The organism is Saccharopolyspora sp. NPDC045941, from assembly GCF_056431445.1.
Genome location: NZ_JBWKKU010000059.1, coordinates 19,175 through 34,448, shown reverse-complemented (window position 1 = coordinate 34,448; position 15,274 = coordinate 19,175). Strand labels below are relative to the sequence as shown.

Annotated in this window: 14 protein-coding genes; 2 read left to right on the top strand and 12 right to left on the bottom strand. The window is 71.2% G+C overall.

Features of this window, described 5'->3' with window-relative positions; genetic code table 11:
* Positions 1-243 precede the first annotated feature (243 nt).
* The 7 genes from AC07FN_RS34845 to truB form a co-directional block, all read right to left on the bottom strand.
* The gene (locus tag AC07FN_RS34845) at positions 244-2,490 is read right to left on the bottom strand and encodes a polyribonucleotide nucleotidyltransferase (protein WP_478399458.1); all 2,247 of its coding nucleotides are present in this window, start codon (positions 2,488-2,490) and stop codon (positions 244-246) included.
* 251 nt (positions 2,491-2,741) lie between these two features.
* Positions 2,742-3,011 carry a 30S ribosomal protein S15 gene (gene rpsO, locus AC07FN_RS34840; RefSeq protein WP_093261676.1) on the bottom strand — a complete coding sequence of 90 codons (270 nt, stop codon included), beginning with the start codon at positions 3,009-3,011 and terminating at the stop codon, positions 2,742-2,744.
* A 144-nt stretch (positions 3,012-3,155) separates the two neighbouring features.
* Positions 3,156-3,725: a 2'-5' RNA ligase family protein gene (locus AC07FN_RS34835; protein WP_478399457.1), complete on the bottom strand. Its 570-nt coding sequence runs from the start codon at positions 3,723-3,725 to the stop codon at positions 3,156-3,158.
* 52 nt (positions 3,726-3,777) lie between these two features.
* Positions 3,778-4,266, bottom strand: a complete 489-nt coding sequence (locus AC07FN_RS34830) for a helix-turn-helix domain-containing protein (RefSeq protein ID WP_358575300.1) — start codon at positions 4,264-4,266, stop codon at positions 3,778-3,780.
* A 168-nt stretch (positions 4,267-4,434) separates the two neighbouring features.
* Positions 4,435-5,421, bottom strand: coding sequence for a bifunctional riboflavin kinase/FAD synthetase (locus tag AC07FN_RS34825; RefSeq protein WP_452615471.1), 987 nt, complete (start codon positions 5,419-5,421; stop codon positions 4,435-4,437).
* A gap of 87 nt (positions 5,422-5,508) precedes the next feature.
* Positions 5,509-6,150 carry a DUF4232 domain-containing protein gene (locus tag AC07FN_RS34820; protein ID WP_478399456.1) on the bottom strand — a complete coding sequence of 214 codons (642 nt, stop codon included), beginning with the start codon at positions 6,148-6,150 and terminating at the stop codon, positions 5,509-5,511.
* A gap of 129 nt (positions 6,151-6,279) precedes the next feature.
* Positions 6,280-7,188: a tRNA pseudouridine(55) synthase TruB gene (gene truB / locus AC07FN_RS34815; RefSeq protein ID WP_478399455.1), complete on the bottom strand. Its 909-nt coding sequence runs from the start codon at positions 7,186-7,188 to the stop codon at positions 6,280-6,282.
* A 72-nt stretch (positions 7,189-7,260) separates the two neighbouring features.
* Between truB and def the strand changes: the two genes are divergently transcribed.
* Positions 7,261-7,758 (top strand): peptide deformylase, encoded by a 498-nt coding sequence (def, locus tag AC07FN_RS34810; RefSeq protein WP_397531454.1) that lies wholly within the window; start codon positions 7,261-7,263, stop codon positions 7,756-7,758.
* A gap of 15 nt (positions 7,759-7,773) precedes the next feature.
* Here def and AC07FN_RS34805 read toward each other — a convergent pair whose 3' ends face one another.
* Positions 7,774-9,102: an MATE family efflux transporter gene (locus tag AC07FN_RS34805; RefSeq protein WP_478399454.1), complete on the bottom strand. Its 1,329-nt coding sequence runs from the start codon at positions 9,100-9,102 to the stop codon at positions 7,774-7,776.
* Between the two features lie 69 nt (positions 9,103-9,171).
* Here AC07FN_RS34805 and AC07FN_RS34800 point away from each other — a divergent pair, with 69 nt between their 5' ends.
* Positions 9,172-9,699 (top strand): CGNR zinc finger domain-containing protein, encoded by a 528-nt coding sequence (locus tag AC07FN_RS34800; protein ID WP_478399453.1) that lies wholly within the window; start codon positions 9,172-9,174, stop codon positions 9,697-9,699.
* A 451-nt stretch (positions 9,700-10,150) separates the two neighbouring features.
* On the opposite strand, the gene AC07FN_RS34795 is transcribed toward AC07FN_RS34800, so the two are convergent.
* From AC07FN_RS34795 to infB, 4 genes are all read right to left on the bottom strand, one after another.
* Positions 10,151-11,107: a DHH family phosphoesterase gene (locus AC07FN_RS34795; RefSeq protein ID WP_452615586.1), complete on the bottom strand. Its 957-nt coding sequence runs from the start codon at positions 11,105-11,107 to the stop codon at positions 10,151-10,153.
* A 164-nt stretch (positions 11,108-11,271) separates the two neighbouring features.
* Positions 11,272-11,772, bottom strand: a complete 501-nt coding sequence (gene rbfA, locus AC07FN_RS34790) for a 30S ribosome-binding factor RbfA (RefSeq protein WP_478399452.1) — start codon at positions 11,770-11,772, stop codon at positions 11,272-11,274.
* Positions 11,773-11,888: 116 nt separating this feature from the next.
* Complete coding sequence (locus AC07FN_RS34785; RefSeq protein ID WP_132487374.1) at positions 11,889-12,182, bottom strand: DUF503 domain-containing protein; 294 nt, start codon at positions 12,180-12,182, stop codon at positions 11,889-11,891.
* A 73-nt stretch (positions 12,183-12,255) separates the two neighbouring features.
* Positions 12,256-15,219, bottom strand: a complete 2,964-nt coding sequence (gene infB / locus AC07FN_RS34780; RefSeq protein WP_478399451.1) for a translation initiation factor IF-2 — start codon at positions 15,217-15,219, stop codon at positions 12,256-12,258.
* Positions 15,220-15,274 lie beyond the last annotated feature (55 nt).

The following is a 15,274-nucleotide window of genomic DNA, read 5'->3' as shown; positions in this document are numbered from 1 at the left end:
GGGATCCCCGATCAATTCACCACGTCGGGGCTGTCCTCGCTGGGAGAACTCCAGAGGAGTGGGCACCGTGGACCCGCAGCGGTGCGAGTTGAGTCCCGCACCGCAAGCGGCTGCCGTCGCTCATCAAACACCAACCGCCTTGGTCTCGTCGCGACATCGTGAGTTGACGACTCACAACCGTACGGCCCGCCCCGGAGTTCCGGGACGGGCCGCATTGGACAGCGCGTCACGCGCGCCGATCGGTCACTGCGCCGGGGTCTCGGCCTCCGGCTGGGCCTCGCCCTCGGCCTTCTCCGCCTCGTCGTTGACCAGCACCAGGCTGATCTTGCCGCGGCTGTCGATGTCGGCGATCTCCACGCGCAGCTTGTCGCCGACGTTCACCACGTCCTCGACCTTGCCGATGCGCTTGCCGTTGCCCAGCTTGGAGATGTGCACCAGGCCGTCCTTGCCCGGCAGCAGCGAGACGAACGCGCCGAAGGCCGCGGTCTTGACCACGGTGCCCAGGAAGCGCTCGCCGACCTTCGGCAGCTGCGGGTTCGCGATGGCGTTGATCTTGTCGATCGCGGCCTCCGCGGACGGACCGTCGGCGGCACCGACGTAGATGGTGCCGTCGTCCTCGATGGTGATCTCCGCGCCGGTCTCCTCGGTGATCGAGTTGATCATCTTGCCCTTCGGGCCGATGACCTCGCCGATCTTGTCCACCGGGATGCTGATGGAGGTCACCCGCGGGGCGTGCGGGCTCATCTCGTCGGGCTTGCCGATCGCCTCGGCCATCACCTCGAGGATGGTGAACCGGGCGTCGCGGGCCTGGCCGAGCGCCTGGGCCAGCACCTCGGACGGGATGCCGTCCAGCTTGGTGTCCAGCTGCAGCGCGGTCACGAAGTCCTTCGTGCCGGCGACCTTGAAGTCCATGTCGCCGAAGGCGTCCTCGGCACCGAGGATGTCGGTCAGCGCCACGTAGTGGGTCTGCCCGTCGACCTCGTCGGACACCAGGCCCATCGCGATGCCGGCCACCGGCGCCTTCAGCGGCACACCCGCGTTCAGCAGCGACAGCGTCGAGGCGCACACCGAGCCCATCGAGGTGGACCCGTTGGAGCCCAGCGCCTCGGAGACCTGGCGGATCGCGTACGGGAACTCCTCGCGCGTCGGCAGCACCGGCATCAGCGCGCGCTCGGCCAGCGCACCGTGGCCGATCTCGCGCCGCTTCGGGCTGCCGACCCGGCCGGTCTCACCGGTCGAGTAGGGCGGGAAGTTGTAGTGGTGCATGTACCGCTTCGTCGTGTCCGGGGACAGCGAGTCGATGGTCTGCTCCAGGCGCAGCATGTTCAGCGTGGAGACACCCAGGATCTGGGTCTCGCCGCGCTCGAACAGCGCCGAGCCGTGGGCCCGCGGGATCACGCCGACCTCCGCGGACAGGCTGCGGATGTCGGTCAGCGAACGGCCGTCGATGCGGACCTGGTCGCGGATGATCCGCTGGCGCACCAGCTTCTTGGTCAGCGACCGGAAGGCGGCGCCGACCTCCTTCTCGCGGCCCTCGAACTGCTGGCCCTCGCCGGTGCCGACCTTCTCCAGCACCGCGGCCTTGATCTCGTCGAGCCGGCTCTCGCGCTCCTGCTTGCCGCCGATCTTCAGCGCCTCGGCGAGCTCACCGGAGACGGCCTGCTCGACGGCGGTGAAGGCGTCCTCGGCGTAGGCCGGGAACACCGGGAAGTCCTGGACCTCCTTGGCGGCGGCCTGCGCGAGCTGCTGCTGCGCCTGGCACAGGGTCCGGATGAAGGGCTTCGCTGCCTCCAGACCAGCGGCGACGACCTCTTCGGTCGGCGCCTGCGCACCCTCGGCGACCAGGTTGACGGTCTTCTCGGTGGCCTCGGCCTCGACCATCATGATTGCCACGTCGTCGCCGACGATGCGACCCGCGACGACCATGTCGAACACGGCCCGCTCGAGCTGCTCATGGGTCGGGAAGGCCACCCACTGGCCGTCGATCAAAGCCACCCGGGTGCTGCCGATCGGGCCGGAGAACGGCAGACCGGACAGCTGGGTGGATGCCGACGCGGCGTTGATCGCCAACACGTCGTAGAGGTCGCCGGGCACCAGGCTCATCACGGTGACGACGACCTGGACCTCGTTGCGCAGGCCGTCCACGAAGGACGGGCGCAGCGGCCGGTCGATCAGCCGGCAGGTCAGGATCGCGTCGGTGGACGGGCGACCCTCGCGGCGGAAGAACGAGCCGGGGATGCGGCCCGCGGCGTACATCCGCTCTTCGACGTCGACGGTCAGCGGGAAGAAGTCGAAATGCTCCTTCGGCTGCTTGGACGCCGTGGTGGCGGACAGCAGCATGGTGTCGTCGTCGAGGTAGGCGACGACACTGCCGGCGGCCTGCTTGGCCAGCCGGCCCGTCTCGAACCGGACGGTCCGGGTCCCGAACGCGCCGTTGTCCAGCACGGCGGTGGCCTCGTAGACGCCCTCGTCGATCTGGGGTTCAGTCAAGGTTGACTCCTCGGTTTCACGAGGCCCACGGCAGGAGCATCCGGATCGTGGTCCGACGAGGCCGGCCATCGATCGAAGCCCCCGGGAACGTCTGTTGCGACGACTTGCCCGGCAGCCACTACCGAGGACCGGCGGACGCCTGTCCGGTGCGTGCCACCGTGAGCGCTCTTCAGTTGCGACGGCGCGCGGGGCGCCGTCCGTTCTTCATGCACCGGGGGGAGCGGCCCATCGGCCGCTCCCCCCGGTGTTCGTCAACGACGCAGACCGAGTCGCTGGATCAGCGAACGGTAGCGTTCGATGTCCACCTTGGTCAGGTAGTTGAGCAGACGGCGGCGACGACCGACCATCAGCAGCAGACCACGACGCGAGTGGTGGTCGTGCTTGTGCTGCTTGAGGTGCTCGGTCAGCCCGACGATCCGCTTGGTCAGCAGGGCCACCTGGGCCTCCGGCGAACCGGTGTCGCCGTCCTTCAGGCCGTACTCGGCCAGGATCTGCTTCTTGTCTTCAGTGGACAACGCCACGAATTGACTCCTTCGATGTCCCGTGTCAGCGACGCCCGACCGATCGATCGGGTGGCGGGTCGACCCCAGGTCGACCGGATGCGGCCACCACGGACTGCAGCCGCTCCACATGCCAGGATAACAGGGAGACCTGCTGCGATCGGGTCAACCCGGCGTCTCGCGCGTCACCGCCACCCGGTGCACTGTCCGGTACTCCCGACCGCCTTCCCGCAGGTCACTGCACACCACCGCGAGATCGCGCGGCCGCCACCACGGGCCGGCGTAGCCGGCGAACAGCCCCGGCAGCAGCTCGCGGTCGGCGCGCCCGGCGACCCACCTGGCGATGGTGAGGTGCGCGGTGTGACCGCGCGGATCACCGCCGGCCGCGCGAACCAGCTCGCGCAGCGCGGCGTCGTCGGATCCGGTTTCCGGCTCGACGCCGACCCACAGCACGCCGCGGAACGTCCCGGCACCGGCCAGCCGGAGGCGCGGCGATGACGGGTCGGTCTCCAGCAGTTTGGCGACGCGCTGGTCGAGCCGGTCGGTCACGCGCTGCTCCTCGGCGTCGTCGCCGTGGAAGCGAAGCGTCAGGTGCCAGCGCGACGGGGACGTGAAGCGGAACTTGCGCAGGCCCGCGGTCGCCTCGGCCAATCGGTCCGGGTGGAGCCGGTCTACCGCCGACGCCAGGTGCCGCACCGCCTCGTCCGACGGCCACAGCGCGGTGAACAAACGCATACCCCAGTGTCCGCGCACTCCCCGGACGCCCGCGCGGCGGCTCCACGGGAGCTCAGTCGGGGTCGCCGTTGGCGGCGCGGCGGAGCAGCTGCGCCAACGCCGGGTAACGGCCCTCCAGCAGCGACGCCGCCGCCGCGAGCTCGCCGGGCTTGGCCACCTCGCGCAGCACCGGCCAGGCGGCCTCCTCGCCGTTCGCCGAACCCATGACCGGCAGGTTGTCGCGGCCCACCGACGGGCGCGACTGGCGGACGTCCTCCAGCGCCTGCTTGATCGCGTCCTCGTCACCTGCGGCGACACCGGGGATGAGCACCTTGCGCTCCAGCATCACCAGCCTGGCCAGCACCGACGGATTGCCGATCTTGGCCCGGCGGCCGCTCATCACCTGGCTGAGCATCGGCGCGCTGATCCCGAGCACTTCCGCGAGCTGGGCCTGCGAGATGCGGAACGCAACGACCAGGCGGCGCACCCGGTCCCCCAGCGGCTCTCCGTACCACTGCCGCTGCAGTGCGAGGTTCCGCTGGACGTTGCTGTTCTCCGCCACCTTCGTTCCCCCCGTGTCGGCGCCGACCCGGCCGCGGGCGGCTGTTGATCCGGCCCTGAATACTGCCAGGTCACCGGCCGGGCGTGGCCGGGAATCCGAAAAGCGTTCCGACCGCGGTGCGCCGCGCGGCGGACGCGGCTGCCCCGTTCGGGGGTTCGGCATACCGCCTCACCCGCCCACGGCCAGGATCCGCCGGGTTTCGGCGACGTCCTGGTGCATCTGCTCGATCAGCGCTTCGACCGTGTCGTAGCGCTCCATCGACCGCAGCCGCTGCACGAAGTCGAGGTCGACGTGCTCGCCGTAGAAGTCGGCGTCGATGTCCAGCACGTACGCCTCGACGGTGCGCTCGGTGCCGGAGAACGTCGGGTTGCTGCCCACCGACACCGCCGCCGGCAGCGTCTCGCCCGGCAGCACCGAGCCGCGCCGGCGGTGCGTGAACCACGCGGCGTACACGCCGTCGGCGGGGATCGCCGCGTGCGGCGGGGTGGACAGGTTGGCGGTCGGGAAGCCGAGCTCCTTGCCGCCGCGCCCGGCGCCACGCACCACGATGCCTTCCAGCCGGTGGTAGCGGCCCAGCGCGGAGGCGGCCGCCACGACGTCGCCCGCGTCGATGCAGGAGCGGATGTAGGTCGAGGAGAAGGTGACCGAGGGGCCGCCCGCGTCGTCGGCGCGTTCCACCGGCCCGGAGACCAGCGCGTCGGACTCGACCTCGAAGCCGAACCGCTCGCCGAGCTTGGCCAGCAGTTCGATGTTGCCCGCGGCCTTGTGGCCGAAGGTGAAGTTCTCGCCGACCACGATCTCCGCCGCGTGCAACCGCTCCACCAGCATCGCGTGCACGAACTCCTCGGCGGGCACGCGGGAGATCTCGCGGGTGAACGGCAGCACGCAGAAGACGTCGACCCCGAGCTGCTCGGCCAGTTCGGCGCGGCGCCGCAGGGTCGTCAACTGTGCCGGGTGACTACCCGGGCGCACCACCTCGGACGGGTGCGGGTCGAAGGTCATCAGCACGCACGGCACGCCGCGGCGGCGGGCCTGCCGCACCGCGTGCGCGATCAGCTGCTGATGCCCCCTGTGCACCCCGTCGAAGACGCCGATGGTGACCACGCACCGGCCCCAGCCACCGGGAATCTGTTCCAAACCACGCCAACGCTGCACGACCAGGAAGCCTACTGCGCCGCCACCCGATGGCCGGAACGCCACCGCCCGTGCCACGGGTCGCGCGGCACGGGCGGGCGGATCGGCTCAGCTCGTGTAGTCGCCGAACGGCTGGACCTGGAGCTCGTCGTTCTCGCAGATCCGCAGGGAGTTGTCGCGGCCCTGGTTGACCGGCACCTCGATGTCCTGGGAACCGGCGCGCGGCAGCCGCACCGAGAGCGCCCCCGGCATGTCGCACCCGCCGTCGTCACCGGAGGTTGTCCAAGTGATGTTGAAGCTGGCGAAACCGCCGTGCCCGTCCAGCCGCATCGGCTGCGCGCCGTCGGCCGCCACCTGCTGGATCGCCACCGGCATGGTCGCGCCGCCCTCGGAGCCGCGCATCGCCTTGATCTCCGGGTAGCCGTCGAGCACGCACGAGGTCATGTCGTTGCTGTTCTTGGTCACGCTGAACTGGCCGTTGCTCGGGCGCCCGTCGTAGTTCTCGGCGGTGACGAACTTCGCGTCGAGGTCGGACGCCTCGCACGGCCGGTCGCCGGCGCCGGTCCCGCCCTGGTTCGAGCCGGCCGCCTCGGTGGTCTCCTGCTGCTGACCGGCACTGGCCTCGACCGGCCGGCTCTCGGCCTGCGAACCACCGCCGGTCGTCTGCTGCGGCGCACCGCCTGCCGCACAGCCGCTCAGCGCCAACCCCGCCGCCAACACGACGGTCGCCCCGACTAATCGCTTGCGCATGCTGCTCCCAACGTCTGCAGTCACTGGATCGGACTAGCCGTGGGACGAGCGACTCCTCACCGGGTTCCAGGGATGTGACACCAGTCACCGAAATCGCCCGCGAACCGGAGGGGGTTCGACCGGAATGCGTCAGTTCGCCGGAATGATCACCAGCACCGCCTTCGCAGTCCGGCCGCGATCGCGGACCAGGGCCACCGCCCGGCCGTCCGGATCGAACATCCCGTAGGTCCCCTCGACGCCGGCCGCGGGCACGACCTGGCCGTAGGAGAGGGCGCGGGCGGTGTCGGCGTCCACGTTGCGGCGCGGGAAGGCGGTCTCGACCGCCTGGTCCAGCCCCATCGACAGCCCGGGCTCGGCCTCCAGCTGGTCCAGGGTGCGCGCCGTGGCCAGCCCGAACGGGCCGACCCGGGTCCGGCGCAGTTCCGAGAGGTGCCCGCCGACGCCGAGCCCGGCCCCCAGGTCGCGCGCCAGCGCTCGCACGTAGGTCCCCGACGAGCATTCGACGAGCACGTCGAGGTCGGTCGTGCGCTCCGTGCGGCGCAGCGCCAGCACGTCGAAGCGCGACACCGTGACCGGCCGGGCGGCCAGCTCGACGGTCTCGCCATTGCGCACCATCTCGTAGGCGCGGCGGCCGTTGATCTTCACCGCGCTGACCGCGCTGGGCACCTGCTGGATGTCGCCGGTCAGCTCCGCGATGCCGGCCCGGATCGCCTCCTCGGCCACCCTGGAGGCGTCCGCTTCGGACACCACGTCGCCCTCGGCGTCGTCGGTGGTGGTGGCCGTGCCCAGCCGGATCGTCGCCAGGTACGCCTTGGTGTCCAGGGCGAGGTGACCGAGCAGCTTGGTGGCCCGCTCCAAGCCCAGCACCAGCACCCCGGTGGCCATCGGGTCCAGCGTCCCGGCGTGCCCGACGCGGCGGGTACCCATGATGCGGCGGACCCGCGACACGACGTCGTGCGAGGTCATCCCCGCCGGCTTGTCGATCACCAGCAGGCCGGGTGGAACGGTGGGACGCGTTTTGCGGGAGCGCTCGGACACGAGGAGACATCTTCCCCGACCCGGCGCGGCGCGCGTCGCTAGGGTGGCGGCGGAACTGCGAGGAGGTCAGCGGTGGCATTCCGATCGATCCGGCGCTTCGGCGACCCGGTGCTGCGCATGGCGGCCGAGCCGGTCACGGTCTTCGACCAGCGGCTGCGCTCGATCGTCGCGGACCTGCTGGACACCGTCGACGCGCCCGGGCACGCCGGGGTCGCCGCGCCGCAGATCGGCGTCGGGGTGCGGGCGTTCAGCTACCGCGTCGACGGCGAGATCGGGTACGTCGTCAACCCGGAGATCGTCGAACTCTCCGACGAGGTGCAGGACGACGTGGAGGCGTGCCTGTCGCTGCCCGGGCTCGGGTTCGAAACCCGCCGCGCCCAGCACGCGGTGGTGCGCGGCGTGGACGCGGACAACGAGCCGGTCACGGTGTCGGGCAGCGGCCTGATGGCCCGCTGCCTCCAGCACGAGACGGATCACCTCGACGGCATGGTCTACATCCAGCGCCTCGACCCGGAGCGCCGCCGCGAGGCCTATCGCCAGGTCCGGGAGCAGTCCTGGTTCTGGCAGTGACCCGCGCGGCGGGGTTCACCCCGCGGTGGCTTCGGCCCGGGTGGCGCCGACGACGGCCCACCGGCCGGAGCGGGCCCTCAGCAGCAGCGTGATCAGCCGCAGGACCATGAACAGGGTCAGCCCGGTCCAGATCCCCACCAGGCCCCAGCCGAACGCCAGCGACAACCAGATCAGCGGCAGGTAGCCGATGGCCGCGCTCAGCAACGTCGCGGTTCGCAGGTAGGCGGCATCACCGGCGCCGAGCAACACCCCGTCCAGCGCGAACACCACGCCGGCGATCGGCTGCTGGAGCACGAAGAACCACCACGCGTGCGGGATGGCCGCCAGCACCGCGCCGTCCGTGGTGAACAACGTCGGCAGCGGGCCGGAGAGCGCTGCGAACACCAACCCGAGCACGATGCCGAACCCCAGGCTGTACCAGGTGACCTGCCGGGCGATTCCCTTGGCGCGCGGCGCGGAACCGGCCCCGAGCGCCGCGCCGACCAACGACTGCGCCGCGATGGCCAACGAGTCGAGCATGAGCGCCAGGAACGCCCACAGCTGCCACACGACCTGGTGCGCCGCCGCGGCTTCCGCGCCGGTCCGCGCCGCCACGGACGTCGCCGACAGGAAGCACGCCTGGAACGCGAGCGTCCGCAGCACCAGGTCGCGGCCGAGCCCGAGCTGGGCGCGCATCTTCGCGAACTCCGGCTTCAGCGGCACGCGCTCGACGAACAGCGCGCGCACGAACAGCGCCGCGGCGATCGTCTGGCCGATCAGGTTCGCGACCGCCGAACCCTCCAGCCCCCAGCCGAAGGGGTAGACGAAAAGCGGGCACAGCACGGCGGAAACGCCGTTGCCCACCAGCACGTACCGAAGCGGCCGCGCGGTGTCCTGCACGCCGCGCATCCAGCCGTTGCCGGCCATGGTGATCAGCACCATCGGCGCGCCGCACAGCGCGATGCGCATCCAGGTCGCGGCCGCGTCGGCGATCGGCCCGGGGCCCGCCATGAGCTCCGCGACCGGGACGGCCAGCAGCTGCGCGAGCAACATGAGAACGACGCCGACGATGACGCCCAGCCAGGTCGCCTGCACGCCCTCCGCGACGGCGTCCTTGCGGCGCCCGGCGCCGTGCAGCCGGGCGGTGCGCGCGGTGGTTCCGTAGCTCAGGAACGTCAGCTGGCTCGACACCAGGGTGAACAGCGTGCCGCCCAGCGCGAGCCCGGCGAGCGGCACCGCTCCGAGGTGACCGACGACGGCCGTGTCCACGAGCACGTACAGCGGTTCGGCGGCCAGCACGCCGAGCGCGGGCACCGCGAGCGCCAGCACCCGGCGCGGCGATACGCGCTCCCCCAGATCCGGCACCCTGTCTCCTTGTAAGCTGTGATCGGCGGGTTCGCCCCTGACGGCCAAGGGTACTGGTAAGGACCACTGATGGACAACGCTGATTACGCCGCCGTTGCGCTGCGGATCGCCAACGCCGATCTGAGCAGCCTCGACGCGGTGCGCGCCGCGCTCCACGACGAGCCCTGGTGGGCCGACCGGCTCCACGCGAGCGACCTGCCGCTCCTGCGCTCGATGGGGGCCGGGCTGCGCCGGGCGCTGGACGCGATGGTGGCCGACGACGGCGAGACGGTGCTCGCCGAGATCAACGCCCTGCTGTCGGCACACCCGCCCCGGCCCAGGCTTTCCGGGCACGGCAGCCACGACGGCACCCCGAACTGGCACGTCCACGTCGCCGGCCCGGACGCACCGGCGGTCGACGAAGTCGCGGCGGCGGCTGCGTGGGGCCTGGCGCAGGGCGTGGTCCAGCACGGCACGACGCGCTGGGGACGCTGCGGAGCCGAGGGCTGCTACACCTACTTCCTGGACACGTCGACGAACCAGGCCAAGCGCTTCTGCAGCCCCCGCTGCGCGAACCGCATGCACGTCGCAGCCTTCCGAGCCCGCCGCCGAACCTGACGCGCCCAGGGTCGTCCGCAATTTCAATGGAAATCAAAGGTCCGATTTCCATTGAAATTGCGGAAGTTGTCCACAACGTCCGGCATGTCGGGATGCGACACGCCGGAGGTCCGCAAGTTCCATTGAGCGTTTTTCATCTTGGTCGTTCCGCAGCCGCGGGTCGCAAAGGTGCACGTCGATGGGTGTCGCATGGGCCGCAGGCGCATAGCCCACCTACGACACCTGCACCGCCGCGGGTTCACGGTGCCCACCCCTCCGGGGTTCCCTCGGCGAGGACGGCCCCTCCGCCGTGTATTGGGCGGGGCACCCACAGTCCAGGGAGCCTCTGAAGTTCCGCTACCCGCACCGTCACGCAAATTGAGGTTGGAAGAACCTCATTGAAACCGAACCTTCGATTTCCATGGAAATTGCGGGGACACCGGTGCGAGGTGGGCCTCGGTGCGGGCGGGCGTCAGTCCAGGAGCGGGGCTTCGTCGAGGGCCTTGCGCATCGCCGCGATGATCTCCTCCGCCGGGCCCTGCGCCGTGAAGCCGGAGGCTAGCCGGTGCCCGCCCCCGCCGCAGGCCGCCGCCGCGTGGCCGACGTCGACGCGGCTGTCCGAGCGCAGCGACACCGACCAGTGATCCGGCGCGGTCTCCTTGAGCACCGCGGCGACCTCGGCCTCGCTCGTCGTGCGCACCACGTCGATGACGCTGTCCACGTCCTCGCTGCGCAGCCCGTCGGAATGGGCCAGCCGCACCGTCGCGTGCACGAACCCGAGGCCCTGCGCCGCGGTCGGCTCCAGCCGGGCCTCGCCCAGCACCCCGGACAGCATGTTCATCCAGGCGAACGGATGCGTGTCCAGCAGTGGCCGCGTCGTCGCCTCCGGGTCGACCCCGGCCTCCAGCAGCCGCGCCGCCGCGCGGTGCGTCGACGCGCTGGCGTGCCGGAACGACCGGGTGTCGGTGACCAGGCCCGCGTAGAGGCACCGCGCGGTCGGCAGGTCGAGCTCCGCGCCGAGCTCGTCGAGCAGCCGGAGCACGATCATCACCGTCGCCTCGGCGTGCTCGTCGACGAGGTGCAGCGTGCCGTAGCGGGTGTTCGACACGTGGTGATCGATCACGATGACGTCGCCGCCGGCGGCGATCGTCGCGTCGACCCGATCAGCGAGCTTGCCGAGCCGCTGCAGGCTCCCGGTGTCGCAGACGACCAGCACCGGCGGCGCGGCGGGCACCTCGTCCGCCGACACCACCAGGTCGTCGCCGTCCAGATCGCGCAGCGAGAACGGCGGCAGGTCCGGCATCCCGAAGGACACCCGGACCGCACAGCCGCGCTGCCGCAGCGCCCGGCCCAGCGCCAACGCGCTGCCGAGCGCGTCCGCGTCCGGGTTGATGTGCGCGAACAACGTCACGTCCGAGGCCTCGGACAGCTTGCGAGCGGCCTCGGCTACGGCTTGCTCGACCGGATCGACGGTGGCCGGTTGGCCGCCGCCGGTGCGGTCGCTATCGGGTTGCCCGCGCACAGGTTCACCTCCACGACATCGGTGGCCGTTCCGGCCGCCGACGTCCAACGCACCTGATGCTGAGCTGCGACTCAACCACTCTGTGGCCCACGACGCACATCGGCGTCGGAAAACGACCCCTCGTCCGCACCGTCGGTGGCGAACTCGTCATCGTCGGTGCTGGCTCGGTACGGATCGGCGTCGCCGGCCGGCACCGCTCCAGAGGCCAACCGGGCGACCTCCTCGTCGGCCTCCTTGGCCTTGGCGAGCAGTTCCTCCATCCGCCGCGCGTTGTCCGGCACGGTGTCGGCGACGAAGGTCAGCGTCGGGGTGAACCGGACGCCGGTCTGCTGCCCGACCCGGGACCGCAGCACCCCGGTCGCGCTCGCCAGCGCGGCCGCGGTGGAGGCGTAGTCGGCGTCGTCGCCGAACACGGTGTAGTAGACAGTGGCATCCCGCAGATCGGGGGTGACCCGAGCGTCGGTGATTGTCACCATCGCCAGCCGCGGGTCCTTCACCTCGTGCTCCAGCCCGGATGCCACGATCTGGGCGATGCGCTTGGCGAGTTTGCGGGCGCGCGCCGTATCAGCCACGGCGCACCTCCTTCGGGGAAAGTTCAGTTCGTCTGAAAAGCGGCGCTAGCCGCTTGCGGTGTGGGACTCGACTCGCGCCGCCGCGGGTTCTCGCGCAGAACGACCACGAAGAGCTCCTAGTCCTCCGGCCCGAGCATGCGCTGGCGGGCGGAGAGCAGTTCCAGTTCGGGGCGTGCGGCGACCAACCGCTCGCACGCTTCCAGCACTTCGCGCACGTGCGCGGCGTCGCCGGAGACGGCCGCGACGCCCAACAGCGCGCGGCGATGCAAGTCCTGGTTCCCGGCCTCGGCGACGGCAACCTCGAAGCGCCGTCGCAACTCGGCCACCACGGGCCGCACGACAGCGCGCTTCTGCTTCAGGGAGTGGACGTCGCCGAGGAGGACGTCCAGTTCGAGTACACCGACGTACATGGGTGTTCCTCACCGCGGGGGCGAACCGGCACGCAGGGGGCCGTCTAGTGACGACCCCCTGCGCAGCACCGGCTCAGTCGCGCGGCTTCTCGCGCATCTCGTAGGGCTCGATGACGTCGCCGACCTTGATGTCGTTGTACGACCCCAAGGTCAGACCGCACTCGAAGCCCTCGCGGACCTCGGTGGCGTCGTCCTTGAACCGCTTCAGCGAGTTGATGCTGAGGTTCTCGGCGACGACCACGTTGTCCCGCAGCAGGCGCGCCTTGGCGTTGCGCTTGATGATGCCTTCGGTGACCATGCAGCCCGCGATGGTGCCGATCCGGGAGGACTTGAAGACCTCGCGGATCTCGGCCCGGCCCAGCTCGACTTCCTCGTACTCGGGCTTGAGCATGCCCTTGAGGGCCTGCTCGATGTCCTCGATCGCCCGGTAGATCACCGAGTAGTACCGGATCTCCACGCCCTCGCGGTTGGCGACCTCGGCCGCCTTGCCCTCGGCCCGGACGTTGAAGCCCAGGACGATGGTGTTCTCCGCGGTGGCGAGGTTGATGTCCGACTCGTTGATGCCACCGACGCCGCGGTGGATCACCCGGAGCTCGACCTCCTCGCCGACCTCGATCTTCATCAGGGACTCTTCGAGCGCCTCGACGGTACCCGAGTTGTCACCCTTGATGATCAGGTTGAGCTGGTTGGTCTCCTTGAGCACCTTGTCCAGGTCCTCGAGGCTGACGCGCTTGCGCTTGGCCGCGTTCTGCGCCTCGCGGATGCGGGCCCCGCGGCGGTCGGCGATCTGCCGGGCGACCCGGTCCTCGTCGACCACCAGGAAGGTGTCGCCCGCGCCCGGCACCGACGTGAAACCGATGACCTGCACCGGCCGCGACGGCAGCGCCTCGGGGACGTCCTCGTCGTTCTCGTTGATCATCCGGCGGACGCGACCGTAGGCGTCGCCGGCCACCACCGAGTCACCGACCCGCAGCGTGCCCCGCTGCACCAGCACCGTGGCCACCGGACCGCGACCGCGGTCCAGGTGGGCCTCGATCGCCACACCCTGGGCGGGCATGTGCGGGTTGGCCCGCAGATCCAGCGCCGCGTCCGCGGTGAGCAGGATCGCCTCGAGCAGGTTGTCGATGTTGGTGCCCTGCTTCGCCGAGATGTCGACGAACATGGTGTCGCCGCCGTACTCCTCGGCGACGAGGTTGTACTCGGTGAGCTGCTGGCGGATCTTCGCCGGGTTCGCACCCTCGACGTCGATCTTGTTCACCGCGACCACGATCGGCACACCGGCCGCCTGGGCGTGGTTGATCGCCTCCACCGTCTGCGGCATGACGCCGTCGTCGGCGGCCACCACCAGCACGGCGATGTCGGTCGACTTGGCACCGCGGGCACGCATGGCGGTGAACGCCTCGTGACCCGGGGTGTCGATGAACGTGATCGGCCGCTCGTTGCCTTCCAGCTCGGTGAGGACCTGGTAGGCACCGATGTGCTGGGTGATGCCACCGGCCTCGCCGGCCTGCACGTTCGTCTTCCGGATGGTGTCCAGCAGTCGCGTCTTACCGTGGTCGACGTGACCCATGACGGTCACCACCGGCGGCCGCGCCGCCAGCTCGTCCTCGGAGCTGCCCGGGTCGCCGTAGCTGATGTCGAACGACTGCAGCAGCTCCCGGTCCTCGTCCTCCGGACTGACCATCTCGACCTTGTAGTTCATCTCCTGGCCGAGGAGCTCCAGCACCTCGTCGGAGACGGACTGGGTCGCGGTGACCATCTCACCGAGGTGGAACATCGCCTGCACCAGCGAGGCCGGGTTGGCGTTGATCTTCTCGGCGAAGTCGGTCAGCGAAGCACCACGACGCAGGCGAAGGGTCTCGCCGTTGCCGCGCGGGAGGCGGACGCCGCCGACCGACGGCGCCTGCATGTTCTCCATGTACTCCTGGCGCTTCTGCCGCTTCGACTTGCGACCGCGCTTCGCGGGCCCGCCGGGACGACCGAACGCACCGGCAGCACCGCCGCGACCACCGGGACCGCCCGGACGGCCACCGCCGCCGGGACGACCGCGGAAGCCACCGCCGGCCGGGGCACCGCTCGGGGCGCCGCCGCCAGCACCGCCACCGCGGAAGCCGCCGCCGCCCCCACCGGGACGACCGCCGCCACCGCCGGGACGGCCACCGCCGCCACCCGGACCGCCACGGCCACCGCCGCCACCGCGGCCACCGCCGGGACCGCCACCGCTGCGCGGCGGACGGGGCGGCATCATGCCGGGGTTCGGACGCGGCGGCATCATGCCCGGGTTCGGGCGCGAGCCACCTTCACCGCGCGGGGCGTTGCCCGCGGCCGGGGCCGTGCCGGCACCCTGACCGCCGCCCTGACGCTGGCCACCGGGACCGCCGTGCTGGCGGCCGGGACCCTGCCCGCCGCCCTGACGGCCACCCGGGCCCGGCCGCGGCGGCCGCTGCTGCGGCGCTCCGCTGCCGACGCCGAACGGGTTGTTGCCGACGCGCGGCTGCCGCGGGCCCGGCTTGGGCGACTTCGGACGCGGCGGAACCACGCCGGCGTCGCCGTCGCCACCCTGCTTCGGGCTGGGCTTCGGACCCGGCTTGGGGCCGGGCGCCGGACGCGACTCGGCCGCCTTGGCGGCCGGTGCCTGCTCGGCCGGCTTGACGACCGGTGCCTGCTCGGCCGGCTTGACGACCTCCGGCTCGGGCTTGGGGGTCGGCTTCGGACCCGGCTTGGGGCCGGGCTTGGGACGCTCACCGACCGGCGCCTCGGGGCGCGGGCCGGGCTTGGGTCCAGGCTTCGGCGCCGCCGCATCGGCGCGGGACGGCCTGGGCTCTGCCGGAGCGGGCTTGCCTCCGCCGCCGGCGTCGCTCTTCTTCGACGCCGAGGGCTTGGCGAGTGCGTCGCGAAGCCTGCGGGCCACCGGGGCTTCCACGGTGGACGACGCGGACTTCACGTACTCGCCCTGCTCGGCGAGCTTGTTCAGAACTTCCTTGCTGGTAACACCGAGCTCTTTGGCGAGCTCATGTACGCGGGCCTTGCCTGCCACTGCTCTCCTCATCTGGGTGAGGCCGGGCGGCAGTCCCGCTCGACCTCGTCCTATC

Excerpts from the sequence above, each read along its gene's own strand:
- AC07FN_RS34835 (WP_478399457.1), bottom strand. The coding sequence starts at position 3,725 with ATGCGTTTGTTCACCGCGCTGTGGCCGTCGGACGAGGCGGTGCGGCAC.
- AC07FN_RS34820 (WP_478399456.1), bottom strand. The coding sequence starts at position 6,150 with ATGCGCAAGCGATTAGTCGGGGCGACCGTCGTGTTGGCGGCGGGGTTG.
- AC07FN_RS34800 (WP_478399453.1), top strand. The coding sequence starts at position 9,172 with ATGGACAACGCTGATTACGCCGCCGTTGCGCTGCGGATCGCCAACGCC.
- AC07FN_RS34785 (WP_132487374.1), bottom strand. The coding sequence starts at position 12,182 with ATGTACGTCGGTGTACTCGAACTGGACGTCCTCCTCGGCGACGTCCAC.